This window comes from Collinsella aerofaciens (genome assembly GCF_018785245.1).
Taxonomy (GTDB): Bacteria; Actinomycetota; Coriobacteriia; order Coriobacteriales; family Coriobacteriaceae; genus Collinsella; species Collinsella aerofaciens_AD.
Map to the genome: position 1 here is coordinate 1 of NZ_WQPL01000005.1, position 25708 is coordinate 25708.

The window sequence follows — 25708 nt, forward strand, 5'->3', positions numbered from 1 at the left end:
TCAGGGTATCGGGTTCCCACATTCATCCGCACATGTGCGGATGAATGTGGGAGGTGTTCGGATGAAGTTGATAATCAAGGGGTAAAAGAGGAAACGCCTCAAAATTCCCCTTGCCCAACTTCGGCTGTTTGGTTACTATAGAACGGCTGTTACGGAGAGCTGACCGAGAGGCCGAAGGTGCTCGCCTGCTAAGCGAGTATGCCCCAAAAGGGCATCTGGGGTTCGAATCCCCAGCTCTCCGCCAGTTTAACTTTAAAGAAGGGTCCCATTGGGGGTCCTTTTTTTGTGCGGAGAAAGGAGGCTGGGGATTCGAACCCGAGAGGGCACGGGCGTTAAGCAAACGCGAAAGCGTTTGTAGCCCGTGGGCGAAAAGCCGCCAGGCTTTGAAGCCGGAGGGCATGCGTAGCATGCCCGGACATCCCCAGCTCTCCGCCAGTTTAACTTTAAAGAAGGGTCCCATTGGGGGCCCTTTTTTAGTTGAACCACGTTAGCTGGGGATTCGAACCTTCAAAAATGAGGCGCCCCGTTGGACGCCTCATTTGGTTCGATGTGATATCGCTCCGGCCCTACGCCTTGGGCGCCTTGGCGACGGTCTCGCTCTCTGCCGCAAGTGGGCGGTTGTCGATGCGGCGGCCCAAGCGATCGAGCTTCACGAGCAGCCATTCAATGGGATTCGGCCCTGCGCCTTCCTCGTCGGCAACCAGGTCCATGACGGCGATCTTGGTGCCGTCCTGCTTGAGCGTAACGCTGCCCACCTTGTCGCCCACATGCACCGTGCCCGAAAGATCGTCGTAGCTAACCTTTTCGGTCACCTCGCCGGCAAGGGAAAACACGGTCGCTTGCGCCGTGGGATCGGCGAGCGTGGCGTCGATCGTCTTATCCGTCCAGTCGGTTTGACTAATGCGCGCCATAAGCGGGTTGCCGTTGGCGGTCTTTTCCTGCGTGTTGGCGATTGCGACCGTCACCTTGTGGTCGTAGTACCAGTTGGCAAGGGTGGCGGTATCGGTAAAGCGCTGGTCGGTGGTGGTGGAGTTCAAAATAACGGTGTAGATCTCGTCGCCATCGCGGTTGTAGGCACCCGTAAAACAATAGCCCGCGTCGTCGGTGGTGCCGGTCTTGCCACCGATGTTGCCATCTTGGCCCAGCAAATAGTTATGCGTGTCCATGGAATGCGAATGGTCGGTGCCGTCGGCGCCCGTGACTTCGATCCAGGAATCCTCGCTCGCTACGACCTCGCGGATCGTGTCGTTTTTCATGGCCTCCTGCATCATCAGCGCTACGTCGTGTGCGGTTGAGTGCATATCGCCAGCCCACTCATCAAAGTCCAGACCATGCGGGTTTTCAAAAAGCGTACCGGTGCAGCCGAGCTTCTTAGCGCGCTCATTCATGGCCTTCACAAATGTGGCCTCGGCGTCTTTGGTCTTAGGGTCGATCTTCTTGCCCACATATTCGGCGAGCACGATGGCGGCGTCGTTGCCCGAGGGAATCATCAGGCCGCGCAGTGCCTGCTCCACGGTAAGCTCGTCGCCTTCGAGCAAGCCGGCGGTCGAATTACCCACGGTGGCCGCGGTGTTGCTTACCGTGACCTTCTCGTCCATCTTGCAATTCTCGACGGTTAGGATTGCGGTCATGACCTTGGTGATCGAGGCAATCTTGACCTGCTCATCGGCGCCGCGCCCATAGTAGACGGTGCCGTCTTTGCCCATGACGAGGGCATTGGTCGCATCGATATCGGGCAGGTTTTCGGCCGTGATGCCGCGCGCATCGGCGGTTTTGCCGCAAACATTGTCGGTCGTGAGCACTTGGGCGCCGGCGACGGTGGGCGCGCCAGCGGCAAGGGCGATAGCGCAGACAAAGCCGGCGGCAAGCTGGGCTGAGCGCTTTGCAAAAGAGGTGAGGGACTTCACAGATTTCGCTTTCGACGGGATGGTCTCTTCTGAAACTAGAGTATATCGTTTGCCGGCGTCGGCGATCATCGCGTGCGCGCTTGGCCCACATCCGCACCCGAACGGGCACAAGGGTGCTTAAGGCCGACTTAATCACCCACGCTTGTTGTGTGTGGCGTGCGTCGCCTCAGGCATAATGGAGCGCGAGAGGAGCACGCATGAACGAGCGCATTTTGGTAGTTGATGACGAGAAGGCCATCGCCGACTTGGTTGGCATCTACCTTACAAAAGAGGGCTTTGATGTCCAGATTGCCTATAGCGGGGCCGATGCTGCCAAGGCGATTTTGGAGCAGGAGTTCGATCTGGCGCTGCTTGATGTCATGCTGCCCGATATCGATGGGTTTGAGCTGCTGCGTACGATCCGTTCCAGCCATACCTATCCCGTGATCATGCTGACGGCGCGCGATGCCCAGCAAGACAAGATCGGGGGCCTTTCGCTTGGCGCGGACGATTACGTGGTTAAGCCGTTCCGTCCGCTGGAGCTCATCGCGCGCGTGCACGCTCAGCTTCGCCGCTACACCAGCTACGGTAGCCGTGCACAGGCGGCCGAGTCGCCGACCATTCAGCTCGACGGCTTGGAGATCAACCGCGATGCCCGTTCCGTGACAGTGGACGGTTCACCGGTTCGCCTCACGCCCACCGAGTATTCAATCTTGCTGTATCTGGTCGAGCATCGCGGCAGCGTGGTGGCCGTGGAGGACCTGTTCCGCGCGGTGTGGAACGAGGACTTTATGCCCGGCTCCAACAATACGGTGATGGTGCATATTCGCCACTTGCGCGAAAAGATCGGCGACGACGCACAAAAGCCACGCTTTATCAAAAACGTCTGGGGCGTCGGCTACATCATCGAATAACGCTTTTCGCTTGTGAGGATCTTGATATGACAAAAGACGATAGGCAAGCGTTCGAGGTGCCCGATCGGCTCTTTGAATACGTGAGGTCGGTCGTCGACAACCGCGCGCTTGCAACGGTGCTGCTCTTTTTGCTGAGCCTGCTGCTGATTGGCATCGACAACATCGTCGGAATCTTGGCGGTGCTGCTTGTCGGCTTTTTGCTGATCGATCGATTTGAGATCGTGTGCCGCTGCGTGGTGATTGGCGGCGCCGCGTGGGCCATGACGTTGGCGATTGGCGCCATGGCGCTCGGCGGCATCGAAGGGCCGGTGCTGTTCGATGCCGGCTTTGTATTCAACATGCTTGGCTTTGTGCTGGCGCTTGCCGCGTGCGTGCTGTTCTTGTGCGGCCGCGCCCTGTACTACCAGGGCTACGAACAGGGCGAGCAGCATGCCGATTGTGTGCTGGCCGCTCGTATTCAAGATCGCCTGATCGATCACCCCGACACCTGGGATAACATCGACGGCGACTTCTTGGAGGTCGAGGGCGCCCTTAACCGCGTGCGTGACCGTGAGCGCAAGGTGCAGCAAGCTCTGCGTGACGAGTCGCATCGCAAGGACGATTTGGTCACGTACTTGGCACATGACCTACGCACCCCGCTTGCCAGTGTGGTGGGCTATCTTTCGCTGCTGCAAGAGGCTCCCGAGCTGCCGGTTGAGCAACGTGCGCACTTTACGGGCGTGGCGCTCGACAAGGCGCACCGGCTCGATACGCTCATCGAAGAGTTCTTCGATATCACGCGCTTTGACTTCCACGATATCGTGCTCACGCGCGGCTATGTTGATCTGGGGTTGCTGCTGGCTCAGGTGGCTGACGAGTTCTATCCCATCCTCAACGAGCAGCATAAGGAAGTCCAAGTTGATATTCGAGAGGACCTGACGGTGCTCGTGGATGGCGACAAAATGGCTCGCGTGTTCAACAACATCATGAAAAACGCTATTGCCTATAGCTATGAGGGCTCGACCATCACGATCGAGGCCAGACGCCGGGACGGCGGTGGCGTGCGCGTGCGCTTTATCAATCAGGGCGATCCCATCCCTGCGGCAAAGCTCAAGGTGATCTTTGAGAAGTTCTATCGCCTGGATGCGGCGCGTGCGACCAATCGCGGCGGCGCTGGACTGGGGATTGCCATCGCCAAGGAGATCGTATGCGCGCACGGCGGTACCGTTGCGTGTGAATCGACGCCCGAACACACGATATTCACCATCGAGCTGCCCGCCGCATAGCCAGTGTGCCCTTACAAACACTTGACAATGCGCTCACGTGCATATGAGCCGCGATTCCTACTATCGATACTGCTGAATTGATATCGATGTGGAGGTATGCGGTATGACGGCTGCTGCGGCTGTGGAGCCCACGGAGCTTGAAGAACTCATGAAAGCGCAGGCCGAGGCCGCGCACGAGCGCGAGGTTGGGGATGCGACTCGCCCCACGGCAGAGGATCTTGCCGCCTCGCCGACGCGAATCGATGTCGAGGGCCTCGACCTGTTCTATGGCGACCACCATGCGCTCAAGGACGTGAATATCAAGATCCGCGACAAGCAGATTACCTCGTTCATCGGGCCTTCGGGCTGCGGAAAGTCCACGTTGCTGCGCTGCTTTAACCGCATGAACGACGGCATCAAGGACTGCCGCATCGAGGGCAAGATTGCGCTCGATGGTCAAGATATCCTGGGCGACTACGACATCTGCCGCCTTCGCCAGCGCGTGGGCATGGTGTTCCAGCGCCCCAACCCGTTTCCCATGAGCATCTACGACAACGTCGCGTATGGTCCGCGCGGTATGGGTGTGCGCGATCGCGCTGCGCTGGATGAGCTGGTCGAGGACTCCCTTCGTCGCGCTGCGCTATGGGATGAGGTCAAGGACAAGCTCAAAGAGTCGGGTCTGGGTCTTTCGGGCGGCCAGCAGCAGCGTCTGTGCATCGCCCGCGCACTTGCCGTGCAGCCCGACATTCTGCTGATGGACGAGCCGACCTCGGCACTCGACCCTGTGTCGACGCTGGTGGTGGAGCAGCTGGCCTGCGAGCTCAAAGAGACCTGCACGCTCGTGGTCGTTACGCACAATATGCAGCAGGCGGCGCGTATCTCCGATTCGGTCGCATTCTTTTTGCTGGGTGAGCTGGTGGAGCACGCGCCCACCGCGCAACTCTTCAAGAATCCGACCGATCCGCGCACGGCGGATTATTTGACGGGACGTTTTGGCTGATACCATCTAGTAAAGGTACCTTTAGGGTTAAGATGCGGTCATGCCGGCCGCAAAGGGGTTCAACATGATCTATTACGTCGAGGACGATGACAACATCAGGGATTTGACGGTCTATGCACTGCGCAAGCAGGGAATCGAGGCCGAGGGCTTTTCGTGCGACGGTGAGTTTAAGGCTGCCGTGGCGCGACGGGTACCCGATGCCGTCCTGCTCGACATCATGCTGCCCGATACCGATGGTTTGGCGATTATGCGTCGCCTGCGCGCCGACCGCCTGACGGCGACGGTGCCCATCATGATGCTTACTGCCAAGGACACCGAGCTCGACAAGGTGATGGCGCTCGATGGCGGTGCCGACGATTACCTGACTAAACCCTTCTCGCTCATGGAGCTCGCCAGCCGCTGTCGCGCACTGCTGCGTCGCGGCGGTATGGTCAAACAGGCGAGCGATGTGCTCAGCGTGGGCGACATTGTGCTCTCGCCCAGCCATCGCGAGGTGACCGTTGCCGGCGAGCCGCTTAAGCTCACCCTGCGCGAGTTCGACCTGCTCGAGTACCTCATGCGCAAGCCCGGCGTGGTTTTTACCCGCGAGTCGTTGCTGCAGAGCGTGTGGGGCTGGGACTTCGACGGCGGTTCGCGCACCGTTGACGTGCACGTGCAGACGCTTCGCCAAAAACTGGGCGAGCATGCCAGCGCCATCGAGACCGTGCGCGGCGTGGGCTACCGCTTGGCCGAGCCTTCTGCCGGTGATGGTGCCGAAGGTGACGACACCGCGGCCACCGCATCGGAGGAGTAACCCGTGGTCTTCGCCCCCCAGGGAAAACATACGCTGTCGCACCGCGTTTTTGTGACGATCTTTGTCTGCGCCATGGCGGTTATCGTGGCGTTTACGGTGCTGGGTGCGTTCTTTGTGCAAAACACCTTGGCGGATGCCACGAGTGCCAACTTGGCGCAAGAAACCGAGCTCATTGCTGCCGCCCTCGACGAGCAGCAGGAGCCCATCCCGTTCTTGCGTAGCCTCGATCGAGAGGACTTGCGCATCACGCTGATTAACAAGGATGGATCGGTTGCCTACGACAACGAGGCGTCGCCTTCCACACTGCCCAACCATGGCGATCGCCCCGAGGTCATCGAGGCCTTTGAGAGTGGTTCGGGTTCCGCGGAGCGCGCAAGCTCTACGCTCGACGAGATTATGCTGTATCGCGCCGTCGCCCTTGATAACGGCCAGGTTGTCCGCTTGGCGCAGGCCCAGCCTGGCGTTGCGGCGATTTTGCTGTCGATGGTGGCGCCGATGCTGCTTATCGCAGCAGCGGGTGCGGTACTCTCGTTTTTTATGGCGCGCCGCGAGTCCCGTGCCATCATCGCGCCTTTGCAAGAGGTGGATTTGGACCACCCACGCCGTAGCTATGAGCACGCCTATGCCGAGATGGTCCCCATGCTTGAGCGTATTGAGTCGCAGCGCCAGGAGCTCAAGCGCCAAATGGCGGTGCTGGCGGACAACGACCGTATGCGCCGCGAGTTCACGGCGAATATCACCCATGAGCTCAAGACGCCGCTTACGGCGATTTCGGGCTATGCCGAGCTCATCGCAAACGGCATGGTCGAGGGCGAGGGCGACCTGCGCAACTTTGGCGGTCGCATCTATCGTGAGGCGGGCCGCTTGGCAGCGCTTGTCAACGATATCCTTACGCTGTCTAACTTGGACGAGGCCGAGCGTGCAACTGAGGGCGAGGCGGTGCCCATTGGGTCCACGGAGCCTATTGAGCTCTCGCGTGCCATCTACGCGGTTGAGCAGCGTCTTGAACAGGTCGCCCGTCAGGCGAATGTGACGATAAGTCATGAGACCAAGCCTGTGGTCATCGAGGGCGTGTCGCGCTTGATTGACGAGCTCATCTATAATCTGGCAAGCAACGCCATCCGCTACAATCGACCCGGCGGTACGGTTACGCTGCAGTGCGGCACCAACGACGAAGGCCATCCGTTCCTTGCGGTCGCCGACACGGGAATCGGTATCGCGCCTGAAGAACAGGGCAAGGTATTTGAGCGGTTCTATCGCGTGGACAAGAGTAGGTCCAAGGCGCGCGGCGGAACCGGTCTGGGGCTTGCCATTGTCAAGCATGCGGCCCTGTATCATCACGCCACGCTCGATCTGTCGAGCGAGTTGGGCGTGGGAACCACCATTACGGTGACGTTTCCCATACAGCAGGACGAGCCATTCGCATAGCGATACAACATAGGTATTGATGTAGACGCCGCATTTGACTTTCGGGTGCGGCGTTGTTGTGCAATTTTACGATTGCTTCCGACATTTTTACAGGAGAGCCTGTTTCTTATGTATAGAGTTTGGTCTCGGCAAAAAGATGCGATAACATACGGTCAGTTTTGTCAATACGAACTGGGGAAATGAAAGGCAAGCTGCATGACCCTTCTCGAACTGTTCCAGCTGCTCAAAAAGCACCTTCAGCTGGTCATCACCCTTCCGGTGGTCTGCGCGATCGCCATGGGCATCGTGTCCTTCGCCGCGATGGACAACACCTATACCGCGACGACGAGCATGTACATTCTCGCCAAGACCGACGATAGCGGCCAGATGAGCTACAACGATCTCTCGGCGAGCCAGATGCTTTCCAACGATATCGCCACGCTGCTGGATAGCGATAGCGTTAAGAGCGGCGCCGCCAAGGAACTGGGCCTCACCGATCTGGATGACTACAAGGTGTCTGTTTCCTCCGAGACCACCACGCGTGTCATTACGCTTTCGGTTACCGGCACCGATGCCAAGGAGACGGCTGAGGTCGCAAAGGCCATAGCTAGCTCGGTGAGTACGGTCGCTCAGAACGTCGGCGCTGCCCAGAGCATCAACGTTATCGACGAGGCTAAGACCCCCGAAGCCCCCAGCGGCCCCAAGCGCACGCTGTATATTGCCGTCGCGTTCCTCGCCGGTATCTTTATCGCAGTCGCCTATGTCGTTTTGGCAGACATGCTCAATACCCGCATCCGCGGTGCCGAAGAGGCGGAAGAGCTCCTGGGCATTCCCGTTGTTGGCCGAATTCCGGCTATGAAAGGTGGTAAATAGGCATGGCTAAGGCAAAGAACACCGATAAGCTCGTTGTACAGAATGCCGCCAAGACCCTTCTGGCCAACATCCGCTTTGCGAGCGTGGACGACCCCATTCGCACCATCACCGTTACGTCCTCGATTCCCAACGAGGGCAAGTCTACGGTTTCCATCAACCTTGCCCAGGCTATCGCCACCAGCGGCAAGAGCGTCCTGCTGGTCGAGGCTGATATGCGTCGCAGGTCCCTTGCCGATATGCTCGGCGTCCGCTCCCGCGGCGGACTCTATGCAGTCCTTTCCGAGCAGGTTTCTATTGACCAGGCGATTGTCGAGACGGGTCAGAAGAACTTCTACTTCCTCGATGCCGAGCCGCATATTCCCAATCCTGCCGACATCATCGTCTCTCACCGCTTTGCCAAGCTGGTAAAGGCACTGTCCGCCAAGTTCCAGTACGTCATCTTTGATGCTCCCCCGGTCGGCACCTTCATCGATGCTGCCGAGATCGCAAGTCTGACCGACGGTGCGCTTTTTGTCGTGCGTGAGGATTTCACCAAGCGCGAGGAGGCGCTCAACGCCATCGGTCAGCTTAAGAAGTCCGAGAAGGTCAAGCTCATCGGTACCGTTATGAACTACTGCGAGACCGAGACCAGCGAGTACTACTACTCCTACTACACCAAGGACGGTAAGAAGGTGAAGAAGGGCTCCGACGATCAGGGGACTTCCAAAAAGGGCATCTTCACCAACCGAGCAAACGTTTAGTTGATTAAGGCTGACCTATGCGTGACATTCATTGCCATATCTTGCCGGGTGTAGACGACGGCGCCGCCGATCTCGATGAGAGCTTGGCGATGCTCGAGGCTGCCAAGCGGGCCGGTGTAACCAGAATCGTTTGCACTCCTCACTGCCGTGATCCCTATTTTGATTACGACAAGATGTGGGATGCCTTTGAGCTGCTGCGTGATAACGCTGACGGTTTTCCGCTCCAGATGGGCTTCGAGGTCAACCATCGAAAGCTCGTTGAACTTGGTATCGATGCCGCGGAGCACTTGCATTTCGATGGAACCAACGAGTTTCTGCTCGAGCTTTCGACGCATGCCGATGCGTATGCGTTTAGAGAGTACGAGAACACGATTTACGATTTGCAGTGCCGTGGCTACCAGGTGATCATCGCTCATCCTGAGCGCTATCGTGCGGTTCAAAAGGATGTAAGCGTGGCGGAGCGCCTGGTCGATATGGGCTGCAAGCTGCAGGCTTCGGCGGACTTTATTGCCGGCGGTCGCTTTGGTCGCGAAAAAAAGCCGGCACAGCGCCTGTTCGATCAGAACCTGTACAGCTTCATCGCGAGCGATGCCCATAACGTGGGTCATTACGACTGCCTGGCGAAGGCTCGCGCGAAGTTTAGCGTGCGCGGAGCTCATTTTCGCTAATATCTGTCCCTAACGTTCGCATTGAATGAAAGGGCAGCCATGGATATCCAACTTAAGACGGGATGCTTTGATGACGCGGCGTTGGTGCGCCGCGTCGTTTTTATGGACGAGCAGGGCTACGAGAATGAGTTCGACGCTATCGACGAGGACCCGAACTGCATTCATGTGACGCTCTATGTAGACGGCGAGCTTGCCGGTTGCTCGCGCGTGTTTCCCGAAGAGCTTGAGCGCGTGGCTGACGCAGAGGCCCAGGTGTTGCCGGCCTGCGACATGGACGAAGGCGTTGCGGCGGGGGAGACCTACATTATGGGGCGCGTCGCCGTGCTGCCGGCTATGCGTCGTCGCGGACTGGCGAGTGCGATCGTCGAGGCCAGTGCTGCGTGTGCACGCAATGCCGGCGCTAAGCTTATTAAGCTGCATGCGCAGGAATACGTGCTGCCGCTCTATGCAAAGGCGGGCTACACGCAAATTGCCCCGGTAGATTACGAAGACGAGGGCCAGCCTCATGTCTGGATGGCTAAACTGCTGGGCGACAGATAGGGGCGTTCCTTTTCCGCCGGCAGTTGGGGACACTCCTTGGCAATTGGCGCATCAGAGCGCTCTGACATACAGTTTTTCGATTCCGTATGTATATATGCGCGCTAATGGGTTATAAAATCTAAGTCTGAACATAGCAGGTCTGCGATGCGGCTCGGGCGACCGGGCCGTTTTTGCGGGCGGGGGTAGCGCGAAAGGACTGCACATGCGTCAATTTAAGACCGAGAGCAAAAAACTGCTCGACCTCATGATCAACTCCATCTACACCAATAAGGAAATCTTCCTGCGCGAGCTTATCTCTAACGCGAGCGACGCCGTCGACAAGCTCAACTTTAAGAGCCTGCAGGACCCGAGCGTTAAGATCGACCAGGGCGACCTGGCCATTCGCGTCTCCTTTGATAAGGACGCCCGCACCATCACGATTTCGGATAACGGCATTGGCATGACCGCCGAGGAGCTCGAGCGCAATCTGGGCACCATCGCTCATTCCGGCTCCGAGGAGTTTAAGACCGAGAACGCCGAGCAGCAGGGTTCGGATGTCGACATCATCGGCCAGTTTGGCGTGGGCTTCTACTCGGCCTTTATGGTCGCCAGCCATGTGAAGGTCGTCAGCCGCGCCTATGGCGAGGATGTCGCCCATGTGTGGGAATCCGACGGTCTTGAGGGCTACACCATCGAGAACGGCGAGCGCGCCGAGCACGGTACCGATGTCATCCTGACGCTGCGCGAGAACGAGAAGCTCGATGCCGACGGCGAGGCCGAGACCTACGATCGCTTCCTGACCGAGTGGGGCCTCAAGAGCCTGATTCAGCAGTACAGCAACTATGTGCGCTACCCGATTCAGATGATGGTGTCCAAGAGCCGCCAGAAACCCAAGCCCGAGGACGCCGGCGACGATTACAAGCCCGAGTACGAGGACTACCAGGAGCTCGAGACCGTCAACTCAATGACACCGATCTGGAAAAAGCGCAGCTCCGATGTCGAGCAGAAGGACTACGACGAGTTCTACAAGTCCACGTTCCACGACTTTGACGATCCTGCGCGCACCATCAGCTTCCATGCCGAGGGCACGCTCGAGTATGACGCCCTGCTGTTTGTGCCGGACCGCGCGCCGTTCGATCTGTACAGCAAGGACTACGAGAAGGGCCTGGCGCTCTACAGCTCCAACGTGCTGATTATGGAGAAGTGCGACGACCTGCTGCCCGACTACTACAACTTTGTTCGCGGCGTCGTGGATTCTGCTGACGTGTCGCTCAACATCTCGCGTGAGACGTTGCAGCAGAACCGTCAGCTCAAGGCCATCGCCAAGCGTGTGGAAAAGAAGATTACCGCCGACCTTGAGGATATGCGCGACAACGACCGCGAGGCCTACGAGAAGTTCTTTGAGAACTTTGGCCGCGGCCTTAAGTACGGCATCTACTCGAGCTATGGCATGAAGGCCGATGAGCTTGCCGACCTGCTGCTGTTCTGGTCTGCCAAGGAACAGAAGATGATTACCCTGGCCGAGTATGCCAAGGGCATGCCCGAGGATCAGAAGGCCATCTACTACGCCGCCGGCGATTCGCGTGAGCGCTTGGCCAAGATGCCCGTGGTAAAGGGCGTGCTCGACCGCGGCTATGACGTGCTGCTGCTGACGCAGGATGTGGATGAGTTCACGTTCCAGGCTATGCGTGAGTACGTTGCCGCCGATATGCCCAAGATCTACGAGGACGATGCTGCCCGCGAGGCTGCCGAAAAGGCCGTGGCCGACGGTGCCGAGCCCGAGGTCGAGGATCGTCATCTGGAGCTCAAGAACGTTGCGACTGGCGATCTTGATCTGGCGACCGAGGACGAGAAGAAGGAGGCCGAGGACGCCACCAAGGAGAACGAGGATCTCTTTAGCGCAATGAAGGAGGCGCTCGGTGACAAGGTCGAGAAAGTTGCCGTCTCCGCGCGCCTGACCGATGCCCCCGCTTGCATCACCACCGAGGGCCCACTTTCGCTCGAGATGGAGAAGGTGCTCCAGAAAGGACCCGAGGGCGCGCCCGACGGCATGCCCAAGAGCCAACGCGTGCTCGAGCTCAACGCCAAGCACCCGGTCTTTGACAAGCTTGTCGCTGCCCAGAAGGCAGGCGACGCCGACAAGATCAAGCAGTACTCCGGTCTGCTCTATGACCAGGCTCTGCTGGTCGAGGGCATTTTGCCCGAGGACCCCGTTGCCTTCGCGGCGGCTGTTTGCAACTTGATGTAGTTAGGTAGTTACGCGGTTTTACCAAACCGCGTAACGGCTCGACGCTGCCCTCAGTTCCGCCGTTCTAACGAACGGCGGACCAGTCGACGCTGCGCGGGCGCCAGAGCGACAACTTGTCATTCAAAGAGGACGGCATGACCAGAAGGTCTATGCCGTCCTCTTTTCATGCCAATTTGTTCGCTCTGGCGCCCGCTCGCTGGCATTGCCAAAACATCGACGTTGCCGTGGTCCTAAGTAGTCATTGGGGACGTTCTTGTTTGACTAGTCATTTAAGAACGTCCCCGATGACTATTTGAATTGCTAATTTGTGCGGGTTGTGGTTTTGTGACCTGCTGAAATTTAGGATACTGTACATCTGTACGTTAACTCATCTTCGTAGTATATTGCTACCCGCAAAACTCAACACCATTGTGCTTTGAGACGTTAAAGCGCCTACTACAATGGTTGTCGATAGTACGATTCGATTCAACGACAGGATGGATGGTCATAGCGTGAGCCTCGGCAGCAAACTATCCAACGCAAAGGTCTCCTTTGCGATATTCAAGCGCGACATTAAGCGACTGCTTGTGAACCCCGTCGCCTTGGTGGTTACCCTTGGCGTGTGCGTTATTCCCTCGCTGTATGCCTGGTACAACATCGTGGCCAACTGGGATCCGTACGGAAACACCCAGGGCATCAAGATTGCCATCGCCAACAACGATCGGGGCACCCAAAACGACCTGGTGGGCGAGCTCAACGCGGGCGATCAGGTCGTCGATCAGCTCAAGGAGAACGATCAGCTGGGCTGGACCTTCGTCGATTCTGCGGCCGATGCCAAAGAGGGCGTCGAGAGCGGTGAGTACTATGCGGCCATCGTAGTCCCCAAGAACTTCTCGGATAACCTGGTTTCGATGCTCGACGGCAACTACCATCAGCCCAAGCTTACGTACTACGTCAATGAGAAGAAGAGCGCTATTGCGCCCAAGGTTACCGATACCGGTGCAAACACCATCGAGGAGCAGATCAACTCGGAATTTGTCTCTACGGTAGGCAAGACTGTTGCCGGTATCGCCAAGGATGCCGGTGTCGATTTAAAGGACAAGGCAACCCAGACTCAGGACTCGCTGGCAAGTTCGGTGTCCGAGGCGTCCGACACCTTGGGCGAGGTGCGCGATTCGATTGGCGATATGAATGCCGCCATCGATAAGACGAGTGGCGCTATCGCCTCGGCCGATGCGGCACTTGCCGGCCTGCAGGGTCAGGCGCCGTCACTGACGCAGACGATCTCTCAGGGTAACGACCTGCTGGGCGAAGCTCGCACCACGGCGGGCAACTCCATCACCTCGCTCTCCAAGGCGCTCTCGGAAGGCAGCCTTGCGCTTACCAAGACGTCGGCCTCTGCGAACGCTGCCATCGGCAAGCTGACGGGCACGGTCACATCTACGACTACCCGTATCGACAACTCGCTTGAGTCTCTCCAAGCGACGATCGACCACAATAAGGCCGTTATCGGGCACTTGGAAATTCTCGTCAATGACACGTCGACAGGTTCCAAGGAAATTGACGCGCGCATTGTATCGATCATCGATTTGCTCCGCGAGCAGAATGAAAAGCTTCAGAGCATCAAGGACGGTCTGTCTGCGCAGTCGAGCGCCATGGCGAATGACGCTGCGGCTGTCTCGGGTGCCAGCGACGCTATCAATAATGCAATTCAGACCGGTGCGACCAACCTTGGCCAGGCTCAGACGGACTTGGGTCAAAACGCGCTGCCGAAGGTCTCGAGCGCACTTGATTCGTTTGCCGCCGTCTCGGGTGATCTGACGGGAATCGTGTCTGGCCTCACGCCTACTATTGCAAGTGCGCGCGGTACACTTTCGCAACTCAACGCCACGCTCGGTCAGGCCAAGACCACGCTGTCCCAGACCGATGCCTCGCTTGCCAAGGTCCAGGACAAGCTCGCAACCGCCGCCAACGACATCGCGGCGCTACAGACCTCCGAGTCCATGGGCGAGCTGGCCGGCCTGATGGGCGTCGACGTCGATGATGTTGCAGACTTCATGGCATCTCCGGTCGAGCTGACCTCAAAGTCAATTTACCCGGTCAAGAGCTTTGGTTCGGGCATTGCCCCGTTCTATACCAATCTGGCGCTGTGGGTGGGCGGCTACGTGCTTATCGCTATCTACAAGCTCGAGGTCGACCGCGAAGGCATCGGCAGCTTTACCGCGCGTCAGGGCTACTTTGGCCGCTGGTTGCTCCTGGTGATCCTGGGCGCGTTGCAGGCCATCATCGTTACGGTAGGCGATCTGGTGATCGGCGTGCAGTGCGTCAGCCCGCTGCTGTTCGTGCTGGGCGGCATCGCCATCTCGTTCACCTACGTCAATATCATCTATGCGCTGTCCACCACGTTTAAGCATATCGGCAAGGCTATCGGCGTCATTCTGGTTATCGTGCAGATCCCGGGTTCGTCGGGCATGTACCCCATCGAGATGATGCCAGGCTTCTTCCAGTGGCTGCACCCGCTGCTGCCCTTTACCTACGGCATCAATCTGCTGCGCGAGACGGTCGGCGGCATGTATTCGTTCAACTACCTGTTTAACCTGTGCATTCTGGGCGTGTTCTTGATCGTGGCGCTCTTTATCGGTCTGCAGCTGCGTCCGCTGCTGCTCAACCTTAACCTGCTCTTTGATAAACAGCTTTCCACGACCGGTATGATGATTTGCGAGTCCAACGACCTGCCGCGCCAGCGCTACTCGCTGCGCACGGCCATGCGTGTCATGCTCGATTCCGATTCGTACCGTCGCGAACTGCTCGATCATGCGGTCGCCTTTGAACATCGCTACCCGTACTACATCAAGGGCGGTTTTGCCGCCGTGGTGGGCGTTCAGGTCCTGCTCTTTGTCCTGTCGACGGTTCTCGATATCGACAATAACGGCAAGATCATCCTGCTTGTCATTTGGATCATCTCGGTTATTGCCATCTGCGGCTGGCTTATCAATATCGAATATATCCGCGCGAGCCTCAATACCCAGATGCGCATCTCGGCGCTTTCGGATGAGGACCTGCGTCGCGAGATGCGCGAACACACGGCCGCCATTCCTGCCGCCCGCCACATGTTTGGCCTCAACGCCAGCGAGCGTGGTGCCAAGGGCGGCGATCAGTCCACGGGCCGCTTGCCGCATATCGGCTCGCACCATAAATCTCAGGGCAGCGACAGCACAGCCACAAATGATGGAGATACCACCGCGCTTGGCAAGCACTCCAAAGGAGGTGAGGCATAAATGAAGAACATCCTGCATCTGTTTAAGCGCGATGTCCAAAACGTGTCTCGCTCCGTGATCGGCTTGGTTGTCGTGATGGGCCTCATTATCGTACCGTGTCTGTACGCGTGGTTTAACATCGCCGGCAGCTGGGATCCGTACGGCAACACCGGCAATCTTAAGATCGCCGTGGTCAACACCGATGAGGGCTACGAGAGCGATTTGATCCCCGTCGAGGTTAACGTGGGCGAAAACGTGACCGCCACCCTACGCGGCAACGAGAGCTTCGATTGGGTTGTGCTCAACAATCGCGAAAAGGCTATCGAGGGCGTTAAGTCGGGCGCGTACTATGCTGCCGTCGTTATCCCCAAAACGTTTAGCGCTGACATGATGACGCTTTTCTCGACCGACGTGAAACACGCCGATATCGAGTTTTACGAGAACCAGAAGGCCAACGCCATCGCGCAGATCGTGACCGAGAAGGGTTCGAGTGCCGTTCAGAGCCAGGTTAACGAAACTTTTACCGAGACCATTACGAGCATCGGTCTTAAGACGGTGTCCAGCCTGCTCGATTACATGAGCACCGACCAGGTCAGCAACTTTATCGCCAACCTGTCCTCGACGCTCGGCGATTCGGTCCAGGACCTGCAGGACGTTCAGGCCAGCGCAACGTCGCTTGCGGGCATTTTGAGCTCCACGTCCGATTCGCTGACGTCGGCGAGCGGTATGCTCCAGCAGACGGGTACGGTCGATGAGTCGACAAAGCAGCTCATGGAACATGCCAAAAGCGGCATCGATGATTCCAAAGAAGCGCTTAAGGCGGCAAACGATGCCATCGATGCCGCAATCGATGGAAGTGCGGGCTCGTTCGACAATGTGTCTGCCGAGTTCGCGAAGGCGTTCGACACCGCAAACCAGCATGTCTACCTTACGGTGTCCCAACTCAACGATGCCGCTGCGGCCCTCAATGCGCGCGCCAAGGATATCGATACAGTGGCCGATCAGCTCCGCAGCCTTGCCGACCAGGTGAGCGATGAGAATTTGAAGGACGGCCTCAAGTCCGCCGCGACGTCGCTGGGCAGAATCGCCGTTGAGTACCGCAACAATGCCAAGGATCTGGCGGCCACCGCGAAGTCTCTCTCCGATAGCATGGCCGAGGTCAACAACTCGCGTGCCGAGGTCGATCAGGCCATCGCCGATGCCAAGGCCGGCATCGCGGGTGCCAAATCCGATTACGATTCCACGTTCTCGGTTAAGGCCAAGGAGCTCAAGAAGACGGTTTCGGGCATTTTGGACTCGCTTGATGGCATCTCGGGCGACCTGGATAGCGCCGTAGGCGGCCTGACCGACGCATCCGGTTCGCTGGCAAAGGGCCTCTCCAAGGCTGCAAAGCTGGTCAACAAGGCTTCTGATCAGCTGGGCGAGGCGTCGGACAAGATCAGCGCGTTTAAGGACGAGCTCGACGGCGCCTTGATGTCGGATGACCTCGCTACGATCAAGACGATGATCGGCAATGATCCCGAGGGTCTGGCCGTGTCGCTTTCCGGCCCCGTCGCGCTCGATCGCAAGCCGGTCTATCCGATCCGCAACTACGGTTCGGCCATGGCACCGTTCTACACGATTCTGTCGCTCTGGGTCGGCTCGATCGTGCTGGCGGCCATGATGAAGGTCTCGGTTGACGACGAACTCATCAATGAGCTGATCCCCGTGCGCTTGCACGAGATCTACCTGGGCCGTTACCTGTTCTTTGGCGGTCTGGCCCTGCTGCAGGCAACGCTCGTGTGCGCGGGCGACATCCTGTTCTTTGGCATCCAGTGCGACGACCCGCTGCAGTTTGTGCTGGCGGGCTGGGTCGCGAGTCTCGTGTTCTCCAATATCGTCTACACGCTTACGGTGTCGTTTGGCGATATCGGCAAGGCTTTGGCCGTTGTGCTGCTGGTCATGCAGGTCGGCGGTTCGGGCGGTACGTTCCCCATCGAGATGACCGGCCCTGTGTTCCAGGCGATCTATCCGTTCCTGCCGTTTACCCATGGCATTAACGCCATGCATGCCGCCATGGCTGGCGCCTACCATATGGAGTACTGGGTTGAGCTGGGCATTCTGGCGAGCTATCTGATTCCGTCGCTGGCCCTGGGCGTCGTCTTCCGCCGTCCGGTCATCAAAGCCAACGACTGGATCATCGAAAAGCTGGAATCAACTAAGCTAATTTAGTGCGGCAACGTTAACGCTGATGTAGCACTAATGCCAGCGAGCGAGTCGCATTTGCGCCAAGGTGACGTGAAATGAAAGGGCGCTGACCTTCTGGTCGCGCCCTTGAAATTGAACGTCAGATTGGCGTGAATGCGGCTCGCGCAGCGTCGGTCGGTCCGCCGTTCGGTAGAACGGCGGAACAAAACGCTTTAGTGGGCTGGATTGCGATGCAACGCCGGTTGTTGCTACAGTAGCGGGGCGTGCCGGGGGTCCGGTGCGCCCTGATTTTATTTGACCATGAGGCGGCACGCAGCCATACGCGTGCGGACACCACGCCCTGATTGAGTGTGAGGATGCCCTATGCCCCAGCATGTCACTGACAATATCGAAATGATGCCCGATAGCCCCGTTGCTCGCGAGGACCTGGGTGCGGGCGGCACCTCCCGTGGTGCCGGCGCTCGCTCGCCGCTGTTCTGGAAGGTTCTGCTCCTTTCGGTGGCGGTCATCTGGGGCTACTCCTTTACCACTATGAAGGACGCACTCGGCACCATTCCGGTGTTCGCGCTGCTCTATGTACGCTTTCTGCCCGCAGCGTTGGTCATGTTTGCCGTCTTCCACAAGCGCATCATCGCGCACCTCAACGCTCGCAACCTGATCATTGGCCTGAGTATGGGCGTGCTCATGTGGGCGGCCTATGCGTTGCAGACGGTCGGTCTGGCACATACTACGGCGGGCAAGAATGCTTTTTTGACGGGCACGTATTGCATCCTTGTGCCGTTCGCGAGCTATTTCCTGAGCGGCGAAAAGCTCACGCGCTACAACTTGGGTGCCGCGCTGCTGTGCCTAGCGGGCATTGGCCTCGTCGCACTCGATAGCGTTGAATTCAACATTGGTGACGTCATTACGCTGGCGGGTGCGGCCTTTTTCGCCATCCAGATGGCGGTGACTGCCAAGTACGGTCGCAAAATGGACATCAACGTCATCACGTTTTGGATGTTTGTGGGCAACGGCGTGCTGAGCCTGGCAACGTCGCTGCTATTCGAGACCCAAGCGCCTCTGTCCGTGTGGACGCCGAGCTTTATCAGTGCGATGGCGTTTCTCTCGGTGGGCTGCACATGCGCGGCTCTGCTCATCCAAAACGTCGGCCTGGCGCATGTCCCGGCCTCGACGGGCTCGCTGCTCCTTTCGATGGAGTCGCCTTCGGGCGTGCTGTTCTCGGTGCTGCTGATGGGGGAGGCGCTCACCTCGCGCCTGCTCGCCGGCTTCGCGCTCATCTTCCTGTCGATTATCTTGAGCGAGACTCACTTCGATTTTTTGCGTCGAAAGCCGCGCCCGCAATTGTAAACAACTTGTTGCGCCGCCCTCCCGGGGCGGCATTTTTTATGCCTCGCCCTTAAAGTAGTACCTTGCACTTTATGCTATCAAAGTGCTTGCTGCAAAAACGATACTGGAGGGCATCTATGGCACCAGCTTTGTCCGATCTTCAACCGCAATCAGCGCCCAAGGCCACCGCAGCGGCGCAGACCGCTATCGGTGACGGTCTTGTTGCAGAAGCTCAGGCTTTTGCAGACGAGCTCGCTGCGTGGCGACACGATCTACACCAGATGCCCGAGCTGGGTAATAGCCTCCCACAGACCTCTGCGTATATCCAAGCGCGCCTGACCGAGATGGACATCCCATTTGCCACGCTCGTCGATGGTTCCTGCGTTGTGGGCCTTGTCGGCGCCGGTGCCGCCGCGGCCCAGGGTAATGGCGTCTGCACGAATGAGCAGGCCGGTACGGTCATCATGCTCCGTGGCGACATGGACGCCCTGTCCGTTGCCGAGGAATCCGGCGAGTCCTTTGCATCCACCAACGGCTGCATGCATGCATGCGGACACGATATGCACGCGACGGCACTGCTTGGTGCGGCGCGCCTGCTCAAGGCCCGCGAGTCCGAGCTTGTCGACGCTAACGCCACGGTTAAGTTGCTGTTCCAGCCGGGCGAGGAAACCTTTGAGGGCGCCCGCGCCGCCATCGCCGACGGTCTGCTGCAGGACCCGCGTCCCCAGGTCGCCTTTGCCATGCATGTCAATAGCCAGTCGCCGCTTGGCCTGGTGCTCTATGGCAGCCCGGCGCTCTCGGGCGTGTACGGTTTCCGCATCACGCTGCAGGGCAAGGGCGGCCATGGCTCGAGCCCCGAAATCTGCATCGACCCCATCACGGCCGGCGTCCATGTGCATCTGGCACTTCAGGAGCTCATCTCCCGCGAGGTGCCGGCGGCCAAGGAAGTCGCACTTACCGTTGGTAAGTTTGCTGGCGGCTTGGCGGCCAACGTCATCCCCGACACCTGCGTGCTCGAGGGAACGCTGCGCGGCTTCGATGTTGAGCTCATGGAGCACCTCAAGACCCGCATCGCCGAGGTCGTCAAAGGTGTTGCCACGACCTATCGCACGCCGGCGACTATCGAGACGCTCTCGGATGTTCCCCCGCTCGTACTCGATGACGACATGACCCAGGCGTCGCTTGGCTACGTGGGCGCGGTGCTGCCCAAGGCCGCCTTCCTGCCGCTGTTCCACGCCATGGCGAGCGAGGACTTCGCGTTGATTTCGAGCGAGATTCCGAGTGCGTACTTTACCGTGGGCGCTGCCGTGACTGATACGGACGAGCATTTTGCTCAGCATCATCCCAAGGCACGTTTTAGCGATGCCGAGCTTCCCCTTGGCGCCGCGGCTTATGCCGCCGTCGCTTTGGGCTACATCGCCGACCACCGGTAGCACCCAATCTTGCTACTCGTTTGTTTAAAAAAGGAACAGTATGTCCCAGCAACGTAAGTTCTTCCCCGGCTGGCTCGTGGTGGCCTCCGGCTTTGTGATCATGGCCACGTGTTACACGATTTTCGTTAACTGCATGAGCCTGTTTCAGCCGCTCATCGTCAGCGACCTCGGGATTACGCTTACGCAGTACAACATCTCCAATGCCATCTCCACCGTGGTGAGCGTAATCGGCTCACTTGTCATTGGCCATGTTGCCGATAAAGTAAGCGGCCGCGTTTTTGGGTTCCCCTCACTGTAATCGCCACCTCTGCCGTTCTTGCCGGCATGAGCTTTGTCGGTGAGCTATGGCAGGTCTACGTGCTTTTCTGTTCGCCCCGTTCTGTCCGTGGCCGCCTTGGAAGCCGAATGGATGCTCGTGCCATCATTCGGTTTCCAAGGCGGCCACGGGCCTACGAAATGATCCGTTTTCCTCCGTCCCCAACAGATCACGTGATCCGAAGGGGACGGAGGAAAGCGGATCGCAAACAGCGGCGGTGCGTCAGGCCGAACGAGTCCCCATACCCTCGTTCGGCCTGACGCACCGCCGCGGTTTGTGTTTGTGCCGTATAATGACCGTTACCTATGACGCGATACAAAAGAAAGGTGTTTGCCCATGCAGGCACAGAAGGCGGAGGGAACCCGCGACCTTATCGGCGCCGAGATGCGCGCCTGGCAAAAGATGCAGCAGATTGCGGCCGGCGTGTTCGAGCCGTTTGGTTTTAAACCCATCGAGACGCCCGCGATCGAGCAGGTGGACGTGTTTGTCCACGGTATCGGCCAGTCGACCGACGTCGTGCGCAAGGAAATGTTCCGCGTGTTCAGCGGTGCCAACCTGGAGCGCGTCTTTACCGAGGGCACCGACACCAAACTCAAGCCCAAGCAGCGCCTGGCGCTTCGCCCCGAGGGCACGGCCGGCGTGGTGCGCGCTGTCGTCGAGAACAATCTGGTGCCCCAGGGCTCCACGCCGTTTAAGGCGTACTACGCCGAGGCCATGTTCCGCGGCGAGCGTCCCCAGAAGGGCCGCCTGCGCCAGTTCCACCAGGTGGGCATCGAGTGGCTCGGCGCTCCCGATCCGGCGGCAGACGCCGAGTGCATCATCATGCTCATGGAGTTTTACAAGCGCCTGGGCTTCGATCTTTCCAAGCTTCGTCTGCTCATTAACTCGATGGGCGACGCTCAGTGCCGTCCGGCTTACCGCGAGCAAGTCAAGCAGTTTATCCTCGATCACGCAGACGAGATGTGCGATGAGTGCCGCGAGCGCGCCGAGCTCAACCCGCTGCGTGCCTTTGACTGCAAGAACGACCACTGCCGCGAGATCATGGCCGAGGCTCCGCTGATGGGTGACAACCTGTGCGATGAGTGCCGCGAGCACTACGAGCAAGTCAAGCGCTATCTGGACGCCGCCGGTATCGAGTATGTCGAGGATCCCACCTTGGTGCGCGGCCTGGACTACTACACCCGCACTGTCTTTGAGGTCGAGGCCCCTGGCGCCGGCGTCGGCTCCATCGGCGGCGGCGGCCGCTACGATGGCCTCGTCGAGCTCGAGGGCGGCAAGCCCACGGCAGGCGTCGGCTTCGCCGTCGGTTTTGAGCGCGCCCTGCTGGCCCTGCAGGCCTTTGGCAGCGACCTGGGTGCCGAGGAGGTCCCGTGCGTCTACGTCGCCAATGCCGGCAAGGAGCTGCGTCAGAACGTCTTTACCATTACGCAGCAGCTTCGCGCCGCAGGGATTGTGACCGAGGCCGACTATCAGGGCCGTTCGCTCAAGGCCCAGTTTAAGCAGGCCGATAAGGTAGGCGCCAAGCTCATCCTGGTCCTGGGCGGCGACGAGCTTGCCGCCGGCAAGGTCAAGGTGCGCGACATGCAGAGCCATGACGAGGTTCTCGTCGATCTGGCCAACGTCGTCGAGGCGGTTCGCGAGCGCCTGTAGCGCATGATTTTTGAGCTGTGGACTCACTAAAAAGTTCAGCTCATTGCGGGCGATTGTTACGGGGGTGTTTCGCTTTTATGCGGAATGCCCCCGTTTACGTATGCCGCCCACCGAGAAATACGACCATTTAGGGCAAAAACCTTTGCAATGCAGAAAATACTTTTGTGTGGTAAAGCGCAATCAGTGTCGAAAGTATTTCTCAAGCGCCTATAATGAATACCGCATGTTACGTGCATAGAAGGAGGAATGGGAGGAAACGTGGCTGAGAACCTAAGCAACCAGTCTGTACCCGAAGCCGCGGCGCGCGTCGCTGCCGTGGTCAACCGCCTCGTTAACCGAATCGGCTCGAATGCCGAGTCCAGGGAGCGTCTCGCCGAGATCGAGATCCCCGAGGAGCTGCGCGACAATCTGGCGCTGTTCTTGCGCCTGGAGCGCCGTGTGCTTAGCGAGTATGATCCCGAGATCGCGGACCTGTTCGACAAGATTTTGACAGCCGAGATTGTGGTCAATGCCGGCAACCCCGGTACCTGCGCTGCCGACGAAGCCGTCGACGAGCAGGGCGTGCCCACCGCCGACGAGCCCACTGCCGTGGCATTTCGTGAGGTCGTCGATTTGATCGACAGCCTGCCGCTCGATAAGCAGCAGGTCATTGTCCGCGCCTTTACGAGCTTTTTCCATCTGGCAAACCTGTCGGAGGAGAACTACCGTGTGGAGCAGCTGCGCGAGCGCGAGGCCGGCGCATCGACCGATACCGAGGTCGATCCCGCTAACGAACTCACCGTCGCCTATCACCAGTTGGTAAACGAGATGGGTGTCGAGGGTGCCAACGAGCTGCTCGGCAAGCTTGAGTTCCACCCTGTCTTTACCGCACATCCCACCGAGGCCCGTCGTAAGGCCGTCGAGGGCAAGATCCGCCGTATCTCCAACCTGCTGGAGGAGCGTCCGCGTCTGGGCGGCTCCGACCTGGTGGAGAACGAGCGCCATATGCTGCAGGAGATCGACGCCCTGGTGCGTACGAGTCCCATCGCGCTCAAGAAGCCCACGCCGGTCGAGGAAGCCGATACCATCATCGACATCTTCGATAACACGCTGTTCGACGTTATCCCCGTCATCTACCGTCGTTTTGACGACTGGGTGCTGGGCGACAAGGCCGGTACTGTGCCGCCGCTGTGCCCGGCGTTCTTCCATCCCGGCAGCTGGATCGGTTCCGACCGCGACGGTAACCCCAACGTCACCGCCAAGGTGAGCCGTGAGGTCGCCGCCAAGTACTTTACGCACATGGTGCTCAAGCTCGAGGACAAGTGCCGCCACATCGGCCGCAACCTCACGCTCGAGGCTACCTACAGCAAGCCGTCGGCCGAGCTCATTAACCTGTGGAACCATCAGGTCGAGATGAGCCCTCGTTACACGGCCCGCGCCGAGCTGATCTCCGAGCACGAGCCGCATCGCGCCGTCATGCTCGTCATGGCCGAGCGCCTGAACGCCACCGTCCGTCGTATCACCGACACCATGTACCACAGCGCCGACGAGTTCCTGGATGACCTGCGTGTCGTTCAGCGCTCCCTGGCCGCCTGCGGTGCCGTCCGTGCTGCCTACGGCCCGGTCCAGACCATTATCTGGCAGGTCGAGTCCTTCGGCTTCCATATGGTCGAGATGGAGTTCCGTCAGCACTCCGTGGTGCACGCCCGCGCCCTCAAGGATATCCACGAGAACGGTATCCACGGCGACCTGCAGCCCATGACGCGCGAGGTCATCGATACCTTCCGCGCTATCGGCTCCATCCAAAAGCGCTACGGCAAGAAGATGGCGCACCGCTACATCATCTCGTTCACCAAGAGCGCCCAGCATGTGGCCGACGTCTTTGAGCTTGCCCACCTGTCCTTTGCACATGAGGAGGATGTCCCCGAGCTCGACGTGATCCCGCTGTTCGAGCAGCTCGAGGACCTCGAGGGCTGCGTCGACGTGCTCGACCAGATGCTTACGCTGCCTGTGGTGCAAAAGCGCCTTGCCCAGACCAACCGCCGCATGGAGGTCATGCTGGGCTATTCCGACTCCTCCAAGGATGCCGGTCCTACCACGGCCATGCTCGCGCTGCACTCCGCGCAGGAGCGCATTGCCAAGTGGGCCGAGAAGAACGATATCGACCTGGTGCTCATGCACGGTCGCGGCGGTGCCGTGGGCCGTGGCGGCGGTCCGGCCAACAAGGCCGTGCTGGCGCAGCCCAAGGGTTCGGTCAACTGCTTCTTTAAGCTCACCGAGCAGGGCGAGGTCATCTTTGCCCGTTACGGCAACCGCACGCTGGCTCAGCGTCATGTTGAGTCCGTTGCCGCCGCAACGCTTTTGCAGTCGGCCCCGAGTGTCGAGAAGACCAACACCGAGACCACGCAGAAGTTCTGGGATATGGCCGAGAAGCTCAACACCGCAAGTCACGAGCGCTATCTGGACCTGCTGAACACCGAGGACTTTACACCGTGGTTCTCGACCGTGACGCCGCTGACCGAGGTCGGTCTGCTGCCGATCGGCTCGCGTCCCGCCAAGCGCGGCCTGGGCGCCAAGTCGCTCGACGACCTGCGTACCATTCCGTGGATCTTCAGCTGGAGTCAGGCGCGCATTAACCTGGCCGCTTGGTACGGCCTGGGCACCGCCTGCGAGCAGCTGGGCGATCTTGACCAGCTCAAGGCTGCCTACCAGGAGTGGCCGTTCTTCCGCACCTTTATCGACAACATCGAGATGTCGATCGCCAAGACCGACCAGCGCATCGCCAAGATGTATCTGCACCTGGGCGATCGCCAGGATCTGTCCGAGAAGGTCTTTACCGAGATGCAGCTCACCCGTAAGTGGGTCCTTGCCATCGTCGGTGACGAGTGGCCGCTGCAGCGCCGCCGCGTGCTCGGCTGCGCCGTCCGCGTGCGTAACCCCTACGTTGACGCCCTGTCCATCGCCCAGGTTCGCGCCCTTCGTGAGGTGCGTATGAACCAGGACGAGATGGCCGAGGAGAAGAAGGCCGAGTACATGAGCCTGATTCTTTCGACTGTGACCGGCGTCTCGGCAGGACTGCAGAACACGGGGTAATCGATAGCCCTGTGGCTCTCACCGGGACCCGACGGGTTTCCCTCTGAATGCGTCCTCGCACTTGAAGCCCCCTTATCCTGCTCCTTCGGAGCTGCGGATAAGGGGGCTTCGTGCTGCGGAATGCATTCAGAGGGTAACCCATCGGGTCCCTTCGTCCTCGGTCTTTTGGGATTAAAGCTGAAGGGAATAAGGCGCG

At 59.2% G+C, this 25708-nt stretch carries 18 protein-coding genes and 1 tRNA gene; 18 read left to right on the forward strand and 1 reads right to left on the reverse strand.

What is annotated here, in order from left to right; translation table 11 throughout:
* Positions 1-153 precede the first annotated feature (153 nt).
* Positions 154-244, forward strand: a tRNA-Ser gene (locus GPK39_RS00955).
* A gap of 322 nt (positions 245-566) precedes the next feature.
* Here the strand turns inward: GPK39_RS00955 and GPK39_RS00960 are convergent.
* The gene (locus GPK39_RS00960; protein WP_215673433.1) at positions 567-1907 is read right to left on the reverse strand and encodes a D-alanyl-D-alanine carboxypeptidase family protein; all 1341 of its coding nucleotides are present in this window, start codon (positions 1905-1907) and stop codon (positions 567-569) included.
* Positions 1908-2104: 197 nt separating this feature from the next.
* On the opposite strand from GPK39_RS00960, the gene GPK39_RS00965 reads away from it, so the two are divergent.
* The 17 genes from GPK39_RS00965 to GPK39_RS01045 all read left to right on the forward strand — a co-directional run bounded on the left by GPK39_RS00965 (position 2105) and on the right by GPK39_RS01045 (position 25512).
* A complete protein-coding gene (locus tag GPK39_RS00965) occupies positions 2105-2800 on the forward strand; it encodes a response regulator transcription factor (RefSeq protein WP_006234805.1) in 696 nt (231 codons plus the stop codon).
* A 26-nt stretch (positions 2801-2826) separates the two neighbouring features.
* Positions 2827-4065, forward strand: a complete 1239-nt coding sequence (locus tag GPK39_RS00970) for a sensor histidine kinase (protein WP_215673434.1) — start codon at positions 2827-2829, stop codon at positions 4063-4065.
* Positions 4066-4168: 103 nt separating this feature from the next.
* Positions 4169-5044, forward strand: coding sequence for a phosphate ABC transporter ATP-binding protein PstB (gene pstB / locus GPK39_RS00975; protein ID WP_192934402.1), 876 nt, complete (start codon positions 4169-4171; stop codon positions 5042-5044).
* A gap of 64 nt (positions 5045-5108) precedes the next feature.
* Positions 5109-5837: a response regulator transcription factor gene (locus tag GPK39_RS00980; protein WP_089572665.1), complete on the forward strand. Its 729-nt coding sequence runs from the start codon at positions 5109-5111 to the stop codon at positions 5835-5837.
* 3 nt (positions 5838-5840) lie between these two features.
* Entirely contained in the window at positions 5841-7265 is a 1425-nt protein-coding gene (locus GPK39_RS00985; protein WP_022094057.1) for a sensor histidine kinase, read from the forward strand.
* 195 nt (positions 7266-7460) lie between these two features.
* Complete coding sequence (locus GPK39_RS00990) at positions 7461-8117, forward strand: YveK family protein (protein ID WP_215673435.1); 657 nt, start codon at positions 7461-7463, stop codon at positions 8115-8117.
* A gap of 2 nt (positions 8118-8119) precedes the next feature.
* Positions 8120-8857, forward strand: a complete 738-nt coding sequence (locus GPK39_RS00995; RefSeq protein ID WP_035136836.1) for a CpsD/CapB family tyrosine-protein kinase — start codon at positions 8120-8122, stop codon at positions 8855-8857.
* Between the two features lie 17 nt (positions 8858-8874).
* Positions 8875-9525 (forward strand): tyrosine-protein phosphatase, encoded by a 651-nt coding sequence (locus tag GPK39_RS01000; RefSeq protein ID WP_022094060.1) that lies wholly within the window; start codon positions 8875-8877, stop codon positions 9523-9525.
* 39 nt (positions 9526-9564) lie between these two features.
* Positions 9565-10065 (forward strand): GNAT family N-acetyltransferase, encoded by a 501-nt coding sequence (locus GPK39_RS01005; RefSeq protein WP_215673436.1) that lies wholly within the window; start codon positions 9565-9567, stop codon positions 10063-10065.
* 202 nt (positions 10066-10267) lie between these two features.
* On the forward strand, positions 10268-12292 hold the full coding sequence (htpG, locus tag GPK39_RS01010) for a molecular chaperone HtpG (RefSeq protein WP_215673437.1): 2025 nt from the start codon (positions 10268-10270) through the stop codon (positions 12290-12292).
* A gap of 440 nt (positions 12293-12732) precedes the next feature.
* A complete protein-coding gene (locus GPK39_RS01015) occupies positions 12733-15549 on the forward strand; it encodes a YhgE/Pip domain-containing protein (RefSeq protein WP_215673438.1) in 2817 nt (938 codons plus the stop codon).
* Complete coding sequence (locus GPK39_RS01020) at positions 15550-17739, forward strand: YhgE/Pip domain-containing protein (protein WP_215673439.1); 2190 nt, start codon at positions 15550-15552, stop codon at positions 17737-17739.
* 339 nt (positions 17740-18078) lie between these two features.
* A complete protein-coding gene (locus tag GPK39_RS01025) occupies positions 18079-19062 on the forward strand; it encodes a DMT family transporter (RefSeq protein WP_215673440.1) in 984 nt (327 codons plus the stop codon).
* 116 nt (positions 19063-19178) lie between these two features.
* Positions 19179-20474, forward strand: coding sequence for a M20 family metallopeptidase (locus tag GPK39_RS01030; RefSeq protein WP_215673441.1), 1296 nt, complete (start codon positions 19179-19181; stop codon positions 20472-20474).
* Positions 20475-20514: 40 nt separating this feature from the next.
* The gene (locus tag GPK39_RS01035; RefSeq protein WP_215673442.1) at positions 20515-20772 is read left to right on the forward strand and encodes a hypothetical protein; all 258 of its coding nucleotides are present in this window, start codon (positions 20515-20517) and stop codon (positions 20770-20772) included.
* 354 nt (positions 20773-21126) lie between these two features.
* On the forward strand, positions 21127-22440 hold the full coding sequence (gene hisS, locus GPK39_RS01040) for a histidine--tRNA ligase (protein ID WP_055285961.1): 1314 nt from the start codon (positions 21127-21129) through the stop codon (positions 22438-22440).
* A 258-nt stretch (positions 22441-22698) separates the two neighbouring features.
* Complete coding sequence (locus tag GPK39_RS01045; RefSeq protein WP_423237412.1) at positions 22699-25512, forward strand: phosphoenolpyruvate carboxylase; 2814 nt, start codon at positions 22699-22701, stop codon at positions 25510-25512.
* The last annotated feature ends 196 nt before the right edge of the window (positions 25513-25708 follow it).